At 58.1% G+C, this 20,490-nt stretch carries 18 protein-coding genes and 1 pseudogene; 5 read left to right on the forward strand and 14 right to left on the reverse strand.

The window, feature by feature from the left end:
• Positions 1-99, forward strand: a 99-nt coding sequence (locus FHC51_RS09840) for an IS1 family transposase (RefSeq protein ID WP_000641146.1), incomplete at its 5' end; no start/stop codon positions are given.
• 33 nt (positions 100-132) lie between these two features.
• Here the strand turns inward: FHC51_RS09840 and FHC51_RS09845 are convergent.
• The 4 genes and pseudogenes from FHC51_RS09845 to FHC51_RS09860 form a co-directional block, all read right to left on the reverse strand.
• A pseudogene (locus FHC51_RS09845) lies at positions 133-417 on the reverse strand (allulose-6-phosphate 3-epimerase); the annotation flags it as partial.
• 21 nt (positions 418-438) lie between these two features.
• Complete coding sequence (locus FHC51_RS09850; RefSeq protein ID WP_220435410.1) at positions 439-1,701, reverse strand: PTS ascorbate transporter subunit IIC; 1,263 nt, start codon at positions 1,699-1,701, stop codon at positions 439-441.
• Between the two features lie 31 nt (positions 1,702-1,732).
• Positions 1,733-1,999 carry a PTS sugar transporter subunit IIB gene (locus FHC51_RS09855; RefSeq protein ID WP_087859397.1) on the reverse strand — a complete coding sequence of 89 codons (267 nt, stop codon included), beginning with the start codon at positions 1,997-1,999 and terminating at the stop codon, positions 1,733-1,735.
• A gap of 10 nt (positions 2,000-2,009) precedes the next feature.
• Positions 2,010-2,450 carry a PTS sugar transporter subunit IIA gene (locus FHC51_RS09860; RefSeq protein WP_220435411.1) on the reverse strand — a complete coding sequence of 147 codons (441 nt, stop codon included), beginning with the start codon at positions 2,448-2,450 and terminating at the stop codon, positions 2,010-2,012.
• Positions 2,451-2,672: 222 nt separating this feature from the next.
• Here FHC51_RS09860 and FHC51_RS09865 point away from each other — a divergent pair, with 222 nt between their 5' ends.
• Entirely contained in the window at positions 2,673-3,725 is a 1,053-nt protein-coding gene (locus FHC51_RS09865) for a LacI family DNA-binding transcriptional regulator (RefSeq protein WP_220435412.1), read from the forward strand.
• Positions 3,726-3,856: 131 nt separating this feature from the next.
• Here FHC51_RS09865 and FHC51_RS09870 read toward each other — a convergent pair whose 3' ends face one another.
• Genes FHC51_RS09870 through paoA form a run of 4 tightly spaced genes read right to left on the reverse strand, consistent with a single transcriptional unit; the run spans position 3,857 to position 8,615 of the window.
• Entirely contained in the window at positions 3,857-4,768 is a 912-nt protein-coding gene (locus FHC51_RS09870) for an XdhC family protein (RefSeq protein ID WP_220435413.1), read from the reverse strand.
• Between the two features lie 9 nt (positions 4,769-4,777).
• The gene (paoC, locus tag FHC51_RS09875; protein ID WP_220435414.1) at positions 4,778-6,976 is read right to left on the reverse strand and encodes an aldehyde oxidoreductase molybdenum-binding subunit PaoC; all 2,199 of its coding nucleotides are present in this window, start codon (positions 6,974-6,976) and stop codon (positions 4,778-4,780) included.
• Positions 6,973-7,929 carry a xanthine dehydrogenase family protein subunit M gene (locus FHC51_RS09880; RefSeq protein ID WP_220435415.1) on the reverse strand — a complete coding sequence of 319 codons (957 nt, stop codon included), beginning with the start codon at positions 7,927-7,929 and terminating at the stop codon, positions 6,973-6,975. Before FHC51_RS09880 ends, paoC begins: the two co-directional genes overlap by 4 nt.
• Entirely contained in the window at positions 7,926-8,615 is a 690-nt protein-coding gene (gene paoA / locus FHC51_RS09885; RefSeq protein WP_220435416.1) for an aldehyde dehydrogenase iron-sulfur subunit PaoA, read from the reverse strand. The genes FHC51_RS09880 and paoA overlap by 4 nt, the downstream gene beginning before the upstream one ends.
• A gap of 310 nt (positions 8,616-8,925) precedes the next feature.
• Between paoA and FHC51_RS09890 the strand changes: the two genes are divergently transcribed.
• Positions 8,926-9,192, forward strand: a complete 267-nt coding sequence (locus FHC51_RS09890; RefSeq protein WP_220435417.1) for a type II toxin-antitoxin system HicB family antitoxin — start codon at positions 8,926-8,928, stop codon at positions 9,190-9,192.
• A 72-nt stretch (positions 9,193-9,264) separates the two neighbouring features.
• Here FHC51_RS09890 and FHC51_RS09895 read toward each other — a convergent pair whose 3' ends face one another.
• The 4 genes from FHC51_RS09895 to FHC51_RS09910 form a co-directional block, all read right to left on the reverse strand.
• Complete coding sequence (locus tag FHC51_RS09895) at positions 9,265-11,088, reverse strand: glycoside hydrolase family 15 protein (protein WP_114315805.1); 1,824 nt, start codon at positions 11,086-11,088, stop codon at positions 9,265-9,267.
• Positions 11,089-11,188: 100 nt separating this feature from the next.
• Positions 11,189-11,533: a DUF1294 domain-containing protein gene (locus FHC51_RS09900; RefSeq protein ID WP_156237885.1), complete on the reverse strand. Its 345-nt coding sequence runs from the start codon at positions 11,531-11,533 to the stop codon at positions 11,189-11,191.
• 17 nt (positions 11,534-11,550) lie between these two features.
• Entirely contained in the window at positions 11,551-13,356 is a 1,806-nt protein-coding gene (locus FHC51_RS09905) for a diguanylate cyclase (RefSeq protein ID WP_220435418.1), read from the reverse strand.
• Positions 13,357-13,370: 14 nt separating this feature from the next.
• A complete protein-coding gene (locus FHC51_RS09910; protein ID WP_220435419.1) occupies positions 13,371-14,480 on the reverse strand; it encodes an AI-2E family transporter in 1,110 nt (369 codons plus the stop codon).
• 473 nt (positions 14,481-14,953) lie between these two features.
• Here FHC51_RS09910 and mmuP point away from each other — a divergent pair, with 473 nt between their 5' ends.
• Both mmuP and mmuM read left to right on the forward strand, forming a co-directional pair.
• Positions 14,954-16,351: an S-methylmethionine permease gene (gene mmuP, locus FHC51_RS09915; RefSeq protein WP_220435420.1), complete on the forward strand. Its 1,398-nt coding sequence runs from the start codon at positions 14,954-14,956 to the stop codon at positions 16,349-16,351.
• Complete coding sequence (gene mmuM / locus FHC51_RS09920) at positions 16,338-17,270, forward strand: homocysteine S-methyltransferase (protein ID WP_220435421.1); 933 nt, start codon at positions 16,338-16,340, stop codon at positions 17,268-17,270. Before mmuP ends, mmuM begins: the two co-directional genes overlap by 14 nt.
• Positions 17,271-17,357: 87 nt before the next feature.
• Here mmuM and fbpC read toward each other — a convergent pair whose 3' ends face one another.
• Together fbpC and FHC51_RS09930 are read right to left on the reverse strand one after the other, a co-directional pair.
• A complete protein-coding gene (fbpC, locus tag FHC51_RS09925; RefSeq protein WP_114315800.1) occupies positions 17,358-18,404 on the reverse strand; it encodes a ferric ABC transporter ATP-binding protein in 1,047 nt (348 codons plus the stop codon).
• A gap of 4 nt (positions 18,405-18,408) precedes the next feature.
• On the reverse strand, positions 18,409-20,487 hold the full coding sequence (locus tag FHC51_RS09930; RefSeq protein ID WP_220435422.1) for an iron ABC transporter permease: 2,079 nt from the start codon (positions 20,485-20,487) through the stop codon (positions 18,409-18,411).
• Positions 20,488-20,490 lie beyond the last annotated feature (3 nt).

Below are 20,490 nucleotides of genomic sequence, written 5' to 3' on the forward strand. Positions count from 1 at the left end.
CTGGCAAGGCTGGGACGGAAGTCACTGTCGTTCTCAAAATCGGTGGAGCTGCATGACAAGGTCATCGGGCATTATCTGAACATAAAACACTATCAGTAAGTTGGAGTCATTACCCAGCAGACGGAATATTTTGTTATTCGCCGTCTCCGGGTGGAAGCTAATAATATCGGCCCCTGCATCAATGCACATCGGAATAATATCTTCCGGGTGGTTCACCATCAGGTGCACATCGATTGGCACATCGGTGATTTTCTTCAGGTTTTCGATAAAGAACGGTGACAGCGTAATATTTTTCACATAGCTACCGTCCATAATATCAACGTGATAAAAATCAGCGCGTCCGTTCATTGCCGTAATTTGTTCTCTGAATTGCGTTAAATCCATACACATTAACGAGGGCGAAAATTTAGCCGCCATACTTACCTCCAAAAGAATCAATTAGTTAAACAGTGATACGACATGCCCAAGAATGATGCCAACTACCCCGAAGTCCGCATCGCCAAAGGTGGTGGATGCAAAGCCAAGGTCGCCCATCAGAGGCAGTAAAATTGCCGGCAAAAATGAAATCAGCAGACCGTGAGCAAATGCACCCACCACCGCGCCGCGACGACCACCGCAGATATTGCCGTAAACGCCCGCCGTCGCCCCGCAGAAGAAGTGCGGCACCAGGCCTGGAACGATGACGCTTAAACCAAAGAGCGGGCACAGGAACATACTCACCAGACCGGCGGCAAAGCTTGACAGGAATCCGACGATCACCGCGTTTGGAGCGAATGGAAAGACGGTAGGGCAGTCGAGAGCCGGTTTGGCGTCTTTCACCAGTTTGTCGGCGATGCCTTTAAAGGCCGGAACAATTTCGGCAATAATCATGCGCACGCCCGCCAGGATGATCCACACGCCTGCCGCAAAGGTCAGCGACTGGATAATGGCGAAGATGATAAAGTTCTGACCGCCGCTGATACTGGTTTCGACAAACTCTTTGCCTGCTACAAGCACCAGAATCACGAACAGAATCATCATCGTCAGCGAGATGGCGACCGAGGAGTCACGCAGGAAGTTCAATGACTTCGGTACCTTCAGCTCTTCAATCGACGGGCTGCCTTTACCGATCGCTTTTCCCACCAGTGCCGACAGCAGATAGCCGGTTGAACCAAAGTGGCCCAGTGCCAGGTCATCAGTACCTGTTATTTTGCGTGTGAACGGCTGCAGAATGGCCGGAGAGACCACCATCATGATGCCGAGGATCATCGCTCCCACCAGCACCACCCACAAGGGTGACAGACCGCCGACTGAGAGGATAACGGCCAGCATCGCCGACATATAGAGCGTGTGGTGCCCCGTCAGGAAGATGTACTTCAGCGGCGTAATACGGGCCAGGACAATGTTAAACAACATCCCCAGGACCATGATCATTGCCGTCGCGGTACCGTAGTTTTTCTGCGCCAGCGCCGCCATAGCATCCGTATTAGGCACTACCCCCTGAATATGGAATGAGTGCTCAAACAGCTGGCTAAAGGTCGTTAATGTCGTGGCGATAATCGCCGCCCCGGATGTTAATATCACAAAACCCATAATGGTTTTGAGGGTTCCGGAAATAACATCGGAAAACGCTTTTTTCTGCAATAATAAGCCGATCAGGGAAAACAGACCGACCAGTATTGCTGGTGTGCCCAACACATCATGAATAATAAACTGCAGCATAGAATAACTCCGTAAGGCCGCAAATAATTAATCAGAGATTTTCGGAAAGAATTTCTTTGATTTTATTGTTATCCAGCAGGTTAGATAAGCCAAAGACCTGGGCAGAATGGCTGGAGAGATGTTCGGCAATATCCCTGGCGCTAAGAATAATATCGGCAGTTTCACTTTTTGCCGAAGTCAGATCGGTATGAGAAACCTCTGCTTCTTTATTCAGCTCTTTAATTATTTTTTTTACGTTCATTTCGACGATAAAACTGCTGCCTAAACCGTTACCGCAAACAATCAGAACCTTTTTCATCTTCACCTCTTTATCCGTTGATAACAGTTTGAATTGTTTCCATTGTTGATGCTTTCAGCAGTGCTGAGAGTCGTTCATCATCGCTAAAAATCTCCGCCAGGGCGGTAATCATATTGATGTGCTCGTCTCCTGAAAGCGCGCACAACATAATCACAACATAAATAGGGTCATTCTCTTCGGCGTTAAAAGAAACCCCTTGTTTAATATGTAAAAGCGACAGCCCGTTTTTAATTGCCCCTTGCTCCGGGCGAGCATGTGGCATCGCCAGGCCGGGAGCTAATACATAATAAGGACCCAGCTCCTGATGGCTGTTAAAAATGGCTTCAATATACTCTTCAGTAATCGTCTCTTTCGCTAATAAGGGCTGAGCCGATAACCTAATGGCCTGTTTCCAGTCGCTGACTGAATCCACAATCTGGATATTTTCTGCAGGTAGCCAGGTCTTAATCATAAATACCCCGATAGCGATGAAAGTGAACTTACTATAGTGGAATGACTTCGCGGCTTACCGTGATCTGTATCGCAAAGTTAGCGCTAACACGGCAATAATGTTAAAATCCTTGTTACCGCTAACTTTATTATCGATACTTGTAATTACTTTGCAGTTGGGCAATGCGAAAAACGCTAAACATCATTTACAATGGTTGCCCAGTCAGGCGAAAGGAGGAGATCAGTGCAGACGTTAGAAGCGGACGATAGCGCGAGAGAAAAACGCAGGAAAAACACCGGTAAAATTACGCTCGCTGAAGTTGCAAAACTGGTCGGCGTTAGCACGATGACCGTGTCGCGCGCGTTACGTATGCCTGAAAAAGTGAATCCTGAACTACGTAACCGCATCGAAGCGGCAGTGAGTGAGCTGGGCTATGTACCCAATCTCCAGGCCCGTAGCCTCGCCTCTGCTGACTCCAGCCTGGTGATGGGCGTGGTGTCCTCATTTTCTTCTCCGGGCTTTCTTGCCGTCTCCGAAACCCTGCAGACCGTGCTCGCGACTCAGGGCTATAGCATGATGTTTATTGAGTCCAGTCAGGGTGGACAGAGCGAAGAGCGCGCTTTTGCGCAAATGCTCGCCTATAACCCGGCGGCGATTGTCCAGTTCAACATTGATAACATCAGCAGCTGTTCGCAAATGATCAGTAACACCGGGGTGCCGGTGGTTGAGATTGGCGCTATCAATCGCGATGCAGGCTGGGTCAGTATTGGCGTTGACTACGCTGCCGCCATCAAAAAGTTGGTCACATCGCTTGTACAGGCCGGATATAAAAATATCGGCCTGCTTTGCACGGCGTCCAATAACATTATGTTTCGCCAGGTACTGAGCGGCTGGAACAGCGCCATGCTCTCCGTAAACCACTCTCCCCATCGCGTGGTGACCTCTCACTTGCCCGCAGGTATTACGACCGGTTTAAACCTGCTGGGCGATATTCGTATCACCTGGCCAGAGCTGGATGCGCTGATTTGCACTTCTGATGAAATTGCCTGCGGCTGCATTATGGCCTGCAACGGTGCGGGGCAAAAAGTGCCTGACGCACTGGCACTGGCAAGTTTGAGTGGAGGAACCCTTGCAGCAGTTTGCTCCCCGGCGCTGACTGCGGTCGAATTCCCCTGGAGTGAAACGGGAACGGTGGCAGGAAAAACGCTGCTTGATCTGCTGGCGGATAAATCGACAGATAAAGTTATTGAATTACCCTCAACGTTACAAGTTCGCGCCAGCACCAGAAGGCATTAGGGTCGGCACAAAATTGATTATGCCGCCGCATACGGCAGGGTCACTGACATTCCCGCCATGCTTACTCGCCACTCACGAACATTGCCAGGCGTACAAGCCAGCAGCATCTGACGCCAGATGCCCGCAGAGGATCAACCTGCGTGGGCCCTTACCGCCGCTACTTCCGCTACCACCGACAGTGCCAGCGTGTTGGCATCCCGCGCCTTGGGGAAGATCCCAATAGGGGCCTTAATCCGCGCGATATCTGCATCTTTCCAGCCCAGCTCATGCAGATTGTCCACCCGCCGCTGGTGGGTGCGCTGGCTGCCGAGGGCACCGATATAAAACGGCGCCGCTTCCAGCGCAGCCTGTAACACCGGCAGCTCCTTGTGCTGATCGTGCCAGAGCAAAATCACCGCCGTGTCCGCATCCATCAGCTCAACCGTGGGGGGATTGCAATACACCTCGTATCCCGCCGCCTGCGCCACATTGGCTGTTGCCTGCGCCTCCACCGACCCGCCGTAGATCAGTAGCCGCGGGCAGGGACGATAGCCCTGCTCGAAGCGATCGTTCTTCCAGCCTGTCCTGGGTGTCCAGGGCGCCGACTGCAAGGATTGGGAAGAGGAGTGGTAACGCAGTCCCACCGGTTTGCGCTGGGCGAGGCTGTTCAGCACCGCCAGCAGCGGCTGTACCGTGCGCACTTTATGGATGTTCAGCGTAATCCCGCCGCCGCAGGGCAGTACGATGTCGAACCACGGCGATCCCTCGCCATACTTCACCTGACGGTCTGTGCCGCAGGCGAGGGTCTCCAGCGCCTCGTACGCGGCAGCGGCCTCCACGCAGCCCCCGGAGACATAGCCGCAATAGAGGCCGTCCTCGCGAACGGCCATCTGCGCCCCCAGCGGCCTGGCGGCCCCGCCGCGGATATTCACCAGGGTCACCAGCGCTACCGCCATGCCTGCCGTAAACGCCTCTGCCGCGAAGCGCAGCACCGCCACGCTGTCGTCGGTAGCAAAAGCCTGCTCGGGGATTATCTGTTCACTTAGCGCAGCGCCTTGCAGCATGCTCTCTCCTTACACCACATCGGGTAGCGCATCGATCAGCTTATCCAGGGTGATGGGATACTCCCGCACCCGCACCCCCGTGGCGTTATAGATCGCATTGGCGATGGCCGCCCCGACGCCGCACAGCCCCAGTTCACCCACCCCTTTGGCCTTCATCGGCGAGGAGATGGGGTCGGTATCGTCGAGGAAAATCACCTTCTGTTCCGGGATATCGGCATGAACCGGCACTTCATACGCCGCCATATCATGATTGACGAAGTAGCCAAGACGGGTATCCACCGCCAGCTCTTCCATCAGCGCCGCGCCGAGTCCCATGGTCATCGCGCCGATTACCTGGCTGCGGGCGGTTTTTGGGTTCAGGATCCGGCCTGCGGCATAGACCGCCAGCATGCGGCGGACCCGGACTTCACCTGTCGCCATATCTACCGCCACTTCGATAAAGTGACCGGCAAAGGTCGACTGCTGATACTGCTTATCCAGATCGCCAAACTCGATACTGTCTTCGGCGGTCAGCGTGCCGTTGGCTGCGGCCTCACGAATGTCCGCGCTGCGGGTATCAAGGGTGATCTTCCCGTCGCTAAACTGCGCCTGGTTCGGATCAAAACCGAGGTTCGTGGCAATGGTCTGGCGTAACTTCACGCAGGCGGCGTAAACCCCCGAAGTGGAGGTGTTCGCCCCCCACTGGCCGCCTGAACCGGCCGATACCGGGAAGTTCGAATCACCGAGATGCACCGTCACCTTGTCCAACGGCACGCCCAGCATCTCCGCCGCCGTCTGGGCAATGATGGTATAGCTCCCGGTGCCGATGTCCGTCATGTCGGTTTCTACCGTCACGTTTCCGTCCGCGTCCAGATGCACCCGGGCGCCAGATTTTTCTAACAGGTTATTACGAAAACCGGCCGCCATGCCGTAGCCCACCAGCCAGCGTCCGTCGCGAACCTGGCCGGGTGTTGCGTTGCGCTGCTTCCAGCCGAACTCTTCGGCGCCGGTACGCAGGCACTCGATAAGCTGACGGCGGGAGAAAGGGCGGTTGGGATCGGCCGGATCGACCTGAGTATCATTGAGAATGCGAAATTCGACAGGATCGATGCCCGCTTTCTCCGCCATCTCATCAATGGCGATCTCAAGCGCCATCATGCCCGGCGCTTCGCCGGGGGCGCGCATGGCGTTGCCCTCGGGCAGATCCAGTTTTGCCAGCCGCAGGCCGGTATGACGATTGGCGCCCGCATAAAGCAGTTCGGTCTGCTGCACCGCCGTCTCCGGCGTACCGCCGGGCAGATTGCCGGACCAGCTGTCATGGGCGATGGCGGTAATTTTGCCCGCCTTGTCGGTCCCGATGCGAATATGCTGAATGGTAGCCGGGCGGTGGGTGGTGTTGTTGGGGATGGTCGGGCGCGATAGCATGACCTTTACAGGGCGCTTCAGGGTACGGGCCGCCAGCGCGGCCAGCAGCGCATCGCTCCTAAGGAACAGCTTGCCGCCAAAGCCTCCGCCGATATAGGGGGAGATGATGCGCACGTTCTCCTCGGGGATCTTCAGCGTCGCCGCCAGATCGGTACGGCACCAGGCGACCATCTGATTGGAGGTCCAGACGGTCACCTTGTCGCCGTCCCAGACCGCCATAGAGGCATGCGGCTCCATCGCCATATGGCTCTGATCGGGGGTGGTATAGGTTACATCTATCTTCACCTCGGCGGCGGCAAAGGCCGTGTCAAAATCGCCGACGTTTTTGTCAGGGGACTTCTCCGGGGGCTGGTTGACGGCAGGTTTTTCCTCCGCCAGCGACCAGGCACCCTTTTCACGCCGGTACTGGACCTGCACCAGCGACGCCGCGGCCCGGGCCTGCTCGAACGTCTCTGCCACCACCAGCGCAACGGCCTGATGGTAGTGCTCTATTTTCGGGCCGCCCAGCAGAGTGGCCGCGTTTCGCTCGCCTTTGCCGAGTTCGCCGGCACTGCTGGCCGTCACGACCGTTAGCACACCCGGCGCGTTTTTCGCGGCCTGGGTGTCGATGGCGGCAATCTCGCCTTTGGCAATCGCCGAACCGACCACATAGCCATAGGCCGCATTCGGTGCGGTGTCGTGCCATTCGTAGGCATAGTGCGCCTTGCCGGTGGTTTTTAGCGGGCCGTCGATACGGTCATGGGGCTGTCCAACCACCTGTAACCGATCGATTGGGTTTTCCCCTGCCGGTTTCTCAAATTTCATACCTGAGCCCTCGCTTCTGTCAGCACGGAGGCAAGCGTTCGCTTCGCCAGGGTAAGTTTGAACCTGTTTTCAGCCGTCGGGTGAGCGTCGGCAAACAACGCGTCATACACCGCCTGTGCCCCCTGGGGAAGTTGCGCATCGGCCTGCGCCATCCGCCAGGGTTTATGGGCGACGCCGCCCAGCGCGACGCGGCCGATGCCATCTGGCTGGACAATCGCAGCCACCGAGACCAGCGCAAAGGCGTAGGAGGCGCGATCGCGAACCTTACGGTAGATGTGTTGCCCACCCACCGGCGGCGGCAGGGTGACGGCGGTAATCAACTCGCCGGGCGTCAGGACGGTCTCGATATGGGGCGTCTTCCCCGGGGCACGATAGAAATCGGCGAGGGGGATGTTGCGCGTCTTTCCGTCCGCGGCGATGGTTTCTACCACCGCGTCCAGCAGCTGCATCGCGACGGGCATGTCGCCCGGGTGGGTGGCAATACAGGCTTCGCTCCCCCCGACGACCGCATGCTGACGACTAAAACCTTCCAGCGCCGCGCAACCGCTGCCGGGCAGACGCTTATTGCAGGGCTGGTTCGTATCGTAAAAATAGGGGCATCGTGTGCGCTGCAGAAGATTGCCCGCTGTGGTGGCCTGGTTGCGCAACTGACCAGACGCCCCGGCCAGCAGCGCTCTGGAGAGCACGGCATAATCACGGCGCACGCGCTCATCTGCGGCCAGATCGGTGTTACGCACCAGGGCGCCGATGCGCAGCCCGCCTTCGTCAGTGGCGTCAATCTTATCCAGCCCCAGGCCGTTCACGTCGATCAGATGCCCAGGGGTCTCGATTTCCAGCTTCATCAGATCCAGCAGATTGGTGCCGCCCGCGATAAATTTGGCGCCAGGTGTACGCTGGGCGCTGGCGGCGGCTTCAGCCGGGGTTTTTACCCGCTCATAGGTGAAGGCTTTCATGATTTTTGCCCTCCGGCTACATCCTCAATGGCAGCGAGAATATTGGCGTACGCGCCGCAGCGGCAGATATTGCCGCTCATGCGCTCGCGGATCTCCTGCGCACTCATTTCGGGAGGGGAGACCAGATCGAGGGTGACATGGCTGGGAATGCCCTCTTCAATCTCTTTCAGCACCGCCACCGAGGAGCAAATTTGCCCCGGCGTACAGTAGCCGCACTGATAGCTATCGTGTTTAACAAACGCGGCCTGCATGGGGTGCAGATTGTCAGGGGTGCCCAGCCCCTCAATGGTAGTGATATCGGCATTCTGGTGCATCACGGCCAGGGTGAGGCAGGAATTGATCCTGCGCCCGTCAACGATGACGGTGCAGGCGCCGCACTGGCCGTGGTCGCAGCCTTTTTTGGTGCCGGTCAGGTGCAGGTTCTCGCGCAGGGCATCCAGCAGGGTGGTGCGGGTATCCACCTCCAGCTGCTGCTCCTCGCCGTTGACGCGAAACGTTACCGGCATCTTCTCCGGTGCAGGGGTGACGGCGGGTTCGCCCTCTGCCAGGGCGGAACAGGGATAGACCGCCGCGGTCGCCGCTGCTGCGGCGCTGGCTTTTAAAAGGTCCCGTCGGGACAGGCTAAAATCGTGTTGTTCGTGCTTCCCGAACTCACCATCTTCGGGGTATTCGCCTTGGTTGCTCATGCCAGGCCTCCGGTATGCAAAGGGGGAAATAACGTTCAAAGAGGGCGCGACGTTGTCGTCTGTTTTTAAACGTTAAGCATAGACGGCGATGTCGGTGGGATTATTCTCAAAAGGTGAATGCAGTTATGAGGCGGTTTAATAAGTGATTTTGCGACCAGACGGATCGTCTTTGACCTGGCCGTATGCCCTTACAAACCGTAAAGCTACCTGGCCATCTTCAAAAATTTTTTTAACTTCAAAACTACTTTTTAATTTGATTTATGGAGCGTAATATCCATAACAATTAAGTTGATTAGGATGATTCTCAAGGATGAGCCGTTCAAATACACTCTTTATCGACGGTCATAAAGCCCGGGTGACCTACGATCCGGTGGTTGATATGTTCCGTGGCGTATTTCTGAATACCAAAAGTGAAGCCCGCTTTATGGCGAGCGATGTCAAAGAGCTGAAAGTTGCCGCCCGGGATGCGCTGGATAGCTATCTGAACGCCTGCTCCATCACTGGCGTTAAACCCTTCCAGCAGCGAACCCTGCGGCCTTTAATGGCGCTGCAACGGCTGAAAGCCATTCTGCATTGATTCTGCTTGCCTTCATGCCTGCCTGATGGTCCGTCAGGCAGGCAATACTGTTTTGTACTTCGTCGGCCCGCGCTATTTATCCTGCCGGTGATCGCTGATGGCCTGCGCCGCGCAGATCAGCGCCAGATGGCTTAACCCCTGGGGCATATTGCCGACCCATTCGCCGGTGCGGGTATCGAACATCTCATTGAAGGTTTCGACATTGCCGCGGTGGCACAGGGTGTTGAGAATTTCATCCATGTTCGCTTCCGCCTGCGCCGGTTCGCCCATGGAGGCCCAGGCCTCAGCCAGCCAGAAGGCGCAGGCGATAAAGGTGCTCTCCTCCTGTTCAACGCCGCTGTAGCGGTAGATCATTGCGCTGTTATGGCCCAGCTCGCGATAGATTGCCTGATAGGTGAGCTTCATGCGCTTCGGGTTGACCTTCACACCGTAGCGTGACACCAGGGTGAGCGAGGCATCCAGCAGCCCGCCATCGCCGCTGTAAAAGCAGTAAGCCTGATGGGTTTCAGACCAGCAGTGCTCTTCAATCCAGTCGCGGATCCTGTCCCGCTCCCGCGCCCAGCGAGCTTTCCATGTGGGTTCGATATGGCTGCCCTCCGCCAGTACCACGGCGCAGTCCAGCGCCAGCCAGCAGGACATTTTTGAGTGGGTATAGTGCCGCTCTTCCGGCAGCTCCCAGATGCCGGAATCCTTCATGCGCCAGCGGTCGGCGCACTGATTGGCAAGATGGCCTAAAAAGCGCGACGTGCCCGTATCCAGAATATGGCCCGCCTCGACGAACAGTTTTGCCACCCCCAGCATATCGCCATACATGCTCAGCTGACGCTGGGTGCGGGCATTATTACCCAGACGTACCGGCTGCGAATCCCGGTAGCCCTGGAGCTCCGCGTACTTCTCTTCCGGCACCAGCTCGCCGTCGAGGGTGTAGCAGGCCCGCATCTCCGGGCCGTGTTTGATGATGGTTTTCGACAGCCAGGAGAAGGCCGCCTTACACTCTTCAAGGGTGCCAAGATAGGTAAAGGCTTTGATGATCAGGCAGGCATCGCGCACCCAGGCAAATCGGTAATCATAGTTTTTGCTGCCACCCGGCCCCTCCGGCAGAGAGGTGGTGGCCGCCGCCGCCAGCGCGCCAGTAGGAGAGTACCAGAGGAACTTCAGCGCCAGCGCGGAGCGGATAACGTGATCTTTATACAGGCCATCATATTTCAGCCCCTTCACCCAGTCCTGCCACGCGGTGTGGCTGGTCTCAATGCGGTTATCAATCGCCTCGATATCGGGCACCGCCAGCGGCTCACTCTGCGTCACCAGCAGAGCAACCACCTCCCGGCTCCCTTTCTTCAGGACGATCTCCGCCTCGACCTCTTCATCATCGGCATGGGTAATGACCACGTTTTCGCTGGTGTGCAGCATCGCCATCAGATCGCCAATATGATAAACGCTGCCCTTGAAGGTATCTGAACGCCAGGGCGAGCGCGTTTCGATCATCGTTCCGAATCGCAGATGAAGCCTGAACGTCACGGTGCCGCGCAGGCCTTCCAGCCGGCGTGCCAGCTCACTCCAGGGCAGGCGGCCTGCCAGGGTACTGTTAATGGACTCGGTTAACAGAACTGTGCCAGCTTTTGTCTCATAGCGGGTTTCCAGAATGTTGCTGTCATCGCGATAGGCGCGCGAGACGGTGTATTCATCCGCAGGTGTCAGGCTGAAAAAACCGCCGATGTTGGGATCCAGTAGCCGATCGAAGAGGGGCGGGGAATCGAGATTGGGCGCGCCCCACCAGTCGATTGAGCCATCCGGGGCGATGAGCGCTACCGAGCGTCCTTCACCGATAGCAGCATAGTCCCCGAGGCCAACGAACCCGTTATCACGCATCGGCATATCGTATTTCGCATTTTTCAAATGAGCGATCCCTTTTCTTTGATGAACATAAAGCCTGGCATAATGCGATGAATATCGCGCTTTCACCGATGCTGTATGTCTCTCTTCGCGTACACCTCTTTTACAAAGGCACTCTGCCATGATTGATGGCCGCCAGGATCAGCACCACGAGGTTAAGGATCACGCTGACCATAAAATACGTTTTGAAAGGCTGTTTTTGGGTTTTATGGCGAAACAGTTGCTGGCCGAAGATGGCGCCCGGCCACCCACCGACTACCCCGCAGACCAGCAGGGTCGATTCCGGAACCCGGCGCCAGGCTTTGCGGGCCGCCATTTTGTCGGCGCCGTAGATCATAAACGTCAGCGCGCTGGCGAGCAGAAACCACATCGCAAAAGGGTGAGGGGACAAGGCGCTGCCCGCAGCGGCCAGGGCCAGAAGAGAGTAACAGATGAGCGTCAGGTTCATGGAAGCAGTATCAGTAATCAAACCGGACGAGGGATGATACGTGATTCTTCCAGCATCCCAAAGCTGACGATCCTTGAACGCCCCAGCTCTTTCGCCCGGTAGAGCGCCACGTCGGCGGCGCGCAGCAGGTTATCGCCCTGAGCATGCTGCGGATAGCTGGCAATGCCGATCGATACATCAACCGGGCCGATCTCCGAGAGCTCATAACGCAGCGTCAGGTTATGCACAGCGGTATGAATTTCACTGGCGCAGGTAAACGCCGTCTCTTCATCCGCGCCCGGCAGCAGGGCCAGAAACTCCTCGCCGCCATAGCGGAACGCCATGCCTTTGTCGCTTACTGCGCGCTGGACAATGGCCGCCACGCTTTTAATCACCTGGTCGCCCGCATCGTGACCCAGTCTGTCGTTGATGGCTTTAAAGTAATCGATATCGATCATCAGGCAGCTTAACGGCGTACCGCCGTGCATCGCCTGGTTCATCTGGGTGCGCAGAGCATCTTCCAGATGATGGCGGTTGCGCAGGCCAGTCAGCGGATCGAACAGCGCTTTTTCCAGCAGGGCATCGCGCAGCCGCTGGTTAGCCAGCGCCAGACCGAGCGCCTCGGCCATCAACTCCAGATAGGCGCGGGACGGCGCCATCTCCGGGGTCAGGTTCTGGAACGAGAGCAGACCGATGGCTTCACCCTGGGCAATCAATGGCACACAGAGCGCGTGAGGAGCGCTACTGTCCGGCAGATGGTAGCAGGCGATATCCGGCTCGCCGTTGACCGGCGGATGGCTCTGGCCGCGGCGCACCGCCCAGCACTGGTCCGGATGGAAGGGATCGGCGTCCCCCTGCGGATCGAGCCACTCGGCGACACAGCGCATCTGCCACGGATCGTGCTCAAGAAGCCAGATCCGCCCGGCGATACCCGGCGCAATGCTGGGGGCGAACAGCCGCGCCACGTTCAGCACATCCTCAATGGACTCGCACCCCTGCAGGCGCTGCGTCATTCGCGCCAGCAGCTCGCGGATCGCCCAGTCGGCATCACGCTCTTTTTCCAGCCGCTGCCGTGCCAGACCGTTCTCGCGGAAGATCCGAATCGCCTGGGCCATATCGCCAATCTCATCGATCTGCCGGTAATCCGGGGCTTCGACCCCATAATCCTGGGAGGCCAGCCGGTTGACCACATCGCTCAGGCGCACCACCGGGCGCAGCACCCGGCGTTTGAGGATAAAACCGAGCACAAATAAAAACATCAGCGCAGTCAGGCCGACCATCACCTCGGAGAGGGTACGCAGCCCGCGGGATTTTACCGTGGCATCGTCAATGGCCGCGTCGGTACGCCTGTCCAGCATCTGACGAAAATGGTCGAGCTGGTTCTGGACCTGCTCCAGCTCATTTTCATAACGCTCTCCATAAAGCAGCTCAATGGCCTGAGGCTGCTGCCCGCGCCCGACGCTGGCGATGGCGCTCTGTTGCTCATCCTGCAGCGCATCGGCCACCTGCAAACCTTCGTGCAGCAGCGCCAGCTCTTCCTCACTGGCACCCGCGTCTTTCAGCTTTTGCAGGCGATGCTCAATTCTGACCATCGTTTCCGCTTTCTGACGGTACTCGTCTGCCACCGCGGGATCCTGTTTAATAACGTACAACCGCGCCAGATCGGAGAGCGCCCAGGCGTCCACTTCCACCTCTTCGGTGAGCTGATCGAAGACGTAGCGCTGTTCAACGGCCTGCCGCTCAACGCTTTCGGCGCTGGAGGCCATCAACATAGCCACGCCGGAAGCGATAGTCAGACAAACCGTGGCACCGTATGCCCAGTTAGTAATAGTGGCGATGCGCACGGTTTATTCCTTCTTCATAGATCAGGCGAATTTTTCCCTTCCTCGATAATTGCATCATCAATCTCTTCGGCATTACCGGCATGATCGCGACCCGAAAGCAGATTCCAGCAGGCGATAAACAGGGCGGCGATCAACGGACCAATCACAAAGCCGTTGATACCGTAAATCTCCATCCCACCGAGAGTGGTGATGAGGATAAGATAATCGGGCATTTTGGTGTCTTTACCCACCAGCAGCGGACGCAGCAGGTTATCCACCAGCCCCACCACCAGCACAAAGAAGCCGACGATAAACAGCCCCTGCCACAGTTGATGGGTAGCGAAGAGGAAAATGGCCGCAGGTACCCAGACGATGGCCGAGCCGACCGCCGGGATCAGCGACAGGAACGCAATCAGCGCCCCCCACAAAATGCTGCCATTAATATCGACTACCCAGAAGGCGATACCGCCCAGCACACCCTGGACCAGGGCCACCACGGCCGTGCCTTTTACCGTTGCTCGGGCGACGCCAGCAAATTTGGCAAACAGATGCTGTTTGGCGAAATTCGACAGCGGCAGGCTGTCGAGGATCTGGCGCACCAGCCACGGGCCATCTTTCAACAGGAAAAAGAGCAGATAGACCATCACGCCAAAGCTGATGGCGAAGCCAAAGGTGCCTTTACCAATCAGGAAGGCGCTGCCGGCAAGGTACTGCCCGCCGCGTAACGCCGCTTCAGAGAGCTTTTGCTGGATCTGCGCGGCGGTATCCAGATCGTGTTCGATCATCGGCGCGCGCAGCCAGTCGGGCAGATGAGAGAAAAGACCAGCGAACACCCCGGAAAATTGGGTGTCGTTCTGCTGCAGGCGGGTATAAACAATATTGAGTTCAAAGGCTAACGAGGAAAAGATCACCATCAGCGGAATAAAGACGATAAGGCAAATAAGCAGCACGCTCAGCAGCGCCGCCAGCCCGTTGCGATCCCCCAGCTTGATACGCAGGGTGTTTTTGACCGGATAGAAAATCACCGCCAGGATAGCAGCCCACAGAATGGCCGAGAAGTAGGGCGACAGCACATCAAAAAACGCCCATGAAACCATCAGCAGTATCAGTATGAAGAAACCTTTGGTCAGTCCGTTAAATCGCATCAGCTCATCCTTTTTTAATGAAACACTACGACTATAGAGTGTTTTACGTAATTTAACATATTGCGATCTTCTGCCGGATGGCGGCTGCGCCTTACCCGGCCTACGTGGATAAGTAGGCCCGCGCAAGCGCAGCGCCGACGGGCAGCCGCACCACCCGTCAGTCCGTAGGCCCGCGCAAGCGTAGCGCCGCCGGGCAACAGGCCGCACCACCCGCCAGTTTAGCGGCTAATAAACAGATACCACTTTCGCCTGACCGACGCGGGGCCCGGCGCGGTACATGCTGTAAGTACCGGTTTGCAGGAGGTGTCCTATGGCATGGCGACCCTATCTCTATGTGATTTACACGGTGCGGCCCCGGCTGAGCGCCCGTCGCGCGCGTCTTCGTCTGGTGCATGGCTAGCAATTTGTTAACAATCGCGGTATAAACACACCTTCTTTTGGATGTTTAGATGTCCATACGTATAGAAGGTGATATGCAAACACAACAAAACGGGCAGCTTCAGCGCACCATGAAGACTCGCCATCTGATCATGCTGTCGCTTGGCGGCGTGATTGGCACAGGGCTCTTTTTTAATACGGGTTACATTATTTCCATCACCGGGGCGGCGGGCACGCTGCTGGCCTATCTGATTGGCGCGCTGGTGGTCTGGCTGGTGATGCAGTGCCTCGGCGAACTCTCCGTGGCGATGCCGGAGACCGGCGCCTTTCACGTCTATGCCGCGCGCTATCTCGGCCCGGCAACTGGCTACACCGTGGCGTGGCTCTACTGGCTCACCTGGACGGTAGCGCTGGGATCGAGCTTTACCGCCGCCGGATTCTGCATGCAGTACTGGTTCCCGCAGGTACCGGTCTGGGTGTGGTGCGTGGTCTTCTGCGCGGTCATTTTTGCCCTCAACGTCATCTCAACCCGCTTCTTTGCCGAAGGGGAGTTCTGGTTCTCGCTGGTGAAGGTCATCACCATCATCGCCTTTATTGTGCTGGGCGGCGCGGCCATCTTTGGCTTTATCCCGATGCAGGACGGTTCTCCCGCGCCGGGGCTGACGAATATCACCGCCGAAGGCTGGTTCCCGCATGGCGGACTGCCGATCCTGATGACCATGGTAGCGGTTAACTTCGCCTTCTCCGGCACCGAGCTGATCGGCATTGCGGCGGGTGAAACCGAAAATCCGCACAAGGTGATTCCTGTCGCCATTCGCACCACCATTGCGCGGCTGATCATCTTCTTTATCGGCACCGTTTTTGTGCTGGCGGCGCTGATCCCGATGCAGCAGGCAGGAGTAGAAAAAAGCCCGTTCGTGCTGGTGTTTGAGAAGGTGGGTATTCCGTATGCCGCGGATATCGTTAACTTTGTCATCCTGACGGCGATCCTCTCGGCGGCCAACTCCGGACTCTACGCTTCCGGACGGATGCTGTGGTCCCTGTCGAATGAAAATACCCTGCCGCGCTGCTTTGCCCGGGTGAACAAAAACGGTGTGCCGCTGACGGCGCTGTCGGTGTCGATGCTGGGCGGCGTGCTGGCGCTCTTCTCAAGCGTGGTGGCCCCGGATACGGTATTTGTCGCCCTGTCGGCGATTTCCGGTTTTGCGGTGGTGGCGGTGTGGATCAGCATCTGCGCCTCGCACTTCGTCTTCCGCCGTCGCCATCTGCAGGCGGGCAAATCCTTAAGCGAGCTCCAGTATTGCGCCCCGTGGTATCCGCTGGTGCCGGTTCTGGGCTTTATCCTCTGCCTGGTGGCCTGCGTCGGCCTGGCCTTTGACCCGAGCCAGCGCATTGCCCTTTACTGTGGTTTGCCGTTTGTGGCGCTCTGCTATGGCGCGTACTACCTTACTCAAAATCTGAAAACCCAGGAGCCAGAACATGTCGCAGAATAATCCGCTTACCGCCCTCCTTGAAACCCAGCCCTTTGTGGTGCTGGACGGGGCGATGGCAACGGAGCTGGAAGCGCGCGGCTGCAACCTGGCCGACAGCCTGTGGTCGGCGAAGGTATTAATGGAAAACCCGGAGCTGATCCGCGACGTACACCTCGACTACTTCCGCGCCGGGGCGCAGGTGGCGATTACCGCCAGCTATCAGGCCACGCCGGACGGGTTTGCCGCTCGCGGGCTGGATGAGACACAGTCCCGGGCGCTAATTAGCAAAAGCGTTGAGCTGGCGCGCAAGGCGCGGGAGGCGTATCTGGCGGAAAATCCGCAAGCCGGTACGCTGCTGGTGGCCGGTTCGGTGGGGCCCTATGGCGCGTATCTGGCGGACGGGTCGGAATACCGCGGCGACTATGTGCGCAGCGCAGAGGTCTTTACCGCCTTTAATCGTCCGCGGGTAGAGGCGTTGCTGGATGCCGGGGCGGATCTGCTGGCCTGCGAAACCCTGCCATCGTTTGCTGAAATTAAAGCCCTGGCGGATCTTCTGACAACATACCCGCGCGCCCGGGCGTGGTTCTCGTTTACGCTGCGCGACAGCGAGCACCTGAGCGACGGCACGCCGCTGCGCGAAGTGGTGTCGGTGCTGGCGACTTACCCGCAAATAATTGCGCTGGGGATTAACTGTATCGCGCTGGAGAAGACCACTCGCGCGCTGCAACATCTGCAAAGCCTGACGGCGCTGCCGCTGGTGGTCTATCCCAATTCAGGAGAGCATTACGATGCGGTGAGTAAGACCTGGCATCATCACGGGGAAGCGTGCGAGACGCTGGCGGGGTATTTGCCGCAGTGGTTAGCGGCAGGGGCGAAGCTGATTGGGGGATGTTGTCGCACCACGCCGAAAGACATTGCGGATTTGAACGCGCAGCGCTAAGTTTTTGCCGGGTGGCGGCTACGCCTTACCCGGCCTACGGTTCATGCGGTTTGTAGGCCCGGCAAGCGTAGCGCCGCCGGGCATCAATCAGGCCACCTCAGCCAGCACAAACATCCCGTACGGATGGATCTCCAGGAAATATTCTTCCCCCACGTCCGGCTGCAGCCGCGTGGCGTTCACCTGCAGTAAAATCTCCTGCCCGTGCCACTCCACAATCACCTCGTACTGCGGCCCCATATAGGCGACGTGGCGGATCACGCAGCGCTGACTCGTCTCGCCGTGCTGGCTCAGGGTGATCGCCTCCGGGCGTACCCCAACGGTGCCAGCCCCCTGGGCGGCAAAGTGGAGCGGGCGCGGCAGGCGATAGCCGTGGATCGCCACGTAATCCTGGGTGAAGGTAGCCGGGAACAGGTTGGCATCGCCCATAAAGCTCGCCATAAAGCGCGACGCGGGCTGGCGATAGAGGTCCTGCGGGGAGCCAATCTGCATGATGTTGCCCTTGTTCATCACCAGCACGGTGTCCGAGACCGCAAACGCCTCACTCTGGTCGTGGGTCACATACAGCGAGGTGATGTTGAACTGCTTTTGCAGCTCGCGGATCTTATCCCGCATGCTGCGACGCAGGTTGGCGTCGAGGTTACTTAAAGGCTCATCAAACAGCAGCACTTTCGGTTTGAGGATCAGGGCGCGGGCGAGCGCCACGCGCTGCTGCTGGCCGCCGGAGATCTGATCTACATAGCGGTCCTCGAAGCCCTCCAGATCCACCATCGCCAGCGCCTCTTTAACGCGGGATTTGATCTCCGCGCGCGACACGCCGAGCATCTTCAGGCCGTAGCCGACGTTCTCCCCCAGCGACATGTGCGGGAAGAGGGCGTAGGACTGGAATACCATGCAGATATCACGCTGCTGAATGGAGCGGTGGGTCACGTCTTCGCCGTCGATCAGGATCTGCCCATCGGTGGGCTTTTCCAGCCCGGCCACCAGACGCAGCACCGTGGTTTTGCCGCAGCCGGAGGGGCCGAGCAGGGTCACCATCTGCCCCTGGGGGATCGCCAGGTTGATGTTTTCAATCACCGTGTTGGCGCCAAAGCGCTTGGTCACGTTACGCAGTTCAACGAAATGTTTCTGAGTCATAGTGTTACGCCTGGTTTTTGGCTTTTGAACGGGAGATACGCGCCTCACCGATGAGCCAGTCAAAGAGGAAAATGATCGCCAGCATGACCACAATCAGGATCGAGCCGTAGGCAATCGCCACGCCGTATTCGCCGTCTTCCACGCGGTTCAGAATGTAGGCCGTTGCCACCCGGGTATCCGGCGTGACGAGGAACACAATGGCGCTGACGGTGGTAATGGCGCGCACAAAGCTGTAGATCAGCGCCGACAGAATGGCCGGGCGCAGCAGCGGCAGCAGAATGTGCGTAATGGTGCGCAGGCTCCCGGCGCGCAGGCTCAGCGAGGCTTCGTCCAGCGATTTGTCGATCTGGCCCAGCCCGGCGATCCCGGCGCGAATGCCCACCGGCACGTTACGCATCACCATGGAGATAATGACGATGGCGGCGGTGCCGGTGAGGTACACCGGGGCGCTGTTAAAGGCCAGGATGTACGACACGCCCGCCACGGTGCCCGGTACCGCAAAGCAGAGCATGGTGGTGAACTCGATGGTCTTTTTGCCCCTGAACTGCTGGCGCACCACCACCCAGGCGATCAGCAGCCCGAAGGCGGCGGTGATCGGCGCGGCGATCCCGGCGTAGAGCAGGGTATCGAGCAGCGAAGGCCATGCCCCGTCGCTCATCCCCTGGCCGAAGAGCTTGATAAAGTTATCCAGCGTCAGGGTGTAATCCACCCCCCAGTTGACGGTAAAGCTGCCGTAGAAAATGCTGCCGTAGAGCAGGGCGTTAAAGGCGATCCACACCGCCAGCAGGGCAACCACGCTCCACACCAGGGTGACCGGCAGGGGCTGGACGTCGCCGCGGTAGGATTTGCCGGAGACGGTGACGTAGGAGCGCTTGCCGATCCACATATACTGAATGCAGAACACCAGCAGGGAGAAGAGCAGCAGGAAGGCGCCGAGGGTGCTGGCGGCCTGGTAGTCGAGCTGAGAGCCGGTGATGTAGAAGTAGATCTGCGTCGCCAGCACGTCGAAGTTGCCCCCCAGCACCAGCGGGTTACTGAAGTCGGCCAGCGACTGGACGATGACGATCAGGAAGGCGTTAGCCAGCGCGGGCTTGAGCAGCGGGACAAAGACGCCGTTAAAGGTCTGCCAGCGGCTGGCGCGCAGGGTGTACGACGCCTCTTCCAGCGACGGATGAATGGTCTTGATCGCCCCGTCGAGGATCATAAAGGCCATCGGCGTAAAGGCCAGCACTTGCGCCAGCCAGATACCGGTGAAGCCGTACAGCCAGTTGGTATTAGTCAGCCCAAACCAGTCCACCATCAGCTCGGTGATGTAGCCGGAGCGGCCCATCATCAGCGTCACGCCGAGACCCACCACGAACGGTGGGGTGACGATGGGCAGGATGGAGAAGATACGGCCAATAATGGCGCTGCGTCTGGCGATGCGGGTGGTGTAGATCGCCAGCACCAGGCCGAAGAAGGTGCAGCCGATGCCGACGGCGATCGAGAGCAGGATCGAGTTAATGATCACCTGGATGATATGCGCCTGGGAGAGCACATTCATAAACGCCAGCGGCGCGAACTCCCCGGCGTCGTTGGTGAACATCGGAATAAAGATGGCGATGCTCGGCCAGACGATAAAGATGCCGATCAGGGCGACAATGGTAATCAGCGAGCCGATGACAAAGCGGTCGCCGCCCAGCCACTCGAGGCGGGTCAGGGCCAGGGTCATGATCGCCCCCAGCGCCACAAACAGCACAATGGTGGCGTAGCCTAAACCGCGCCCTTCAATCGTGGCGCTGATGACCACAAAGGCCATGCACAGCAGCGCCCAACCGGCGTCGAGGTAGTGGCGGCTACGCTGCTCGCGCTTCGCCTCGGTGAACGGGCGCACCAGCAGCAGGGTAGGGAGCAGATACCACAGCCAGCTAATGTTGAAGTGTGACCAACTGTAGGCGTCGAGGATCTCGTCGCCGGTGGACTCCAGCAGGCCGTAATCCAGGCTCCAGCTCGGCAGCAGGGCAAACGCCAGCCAGCTAACAAAAACCCAAAGGAAGACCGCATCCCGTTTTTTTACGGGATGGAGAGCGAGTGTCTGTGACATAGG

Origin of the sequence: Leclercia sp. EC_58 (genome assembly GCF_019584355.1) — a bacterium.
Taxonomy (GTDB): domain Bacteria; phylum Pseudomonadota; class Gammaproteobacteria; order Enterobacterales; family Enterobacteriaceae; genus Enterobacter.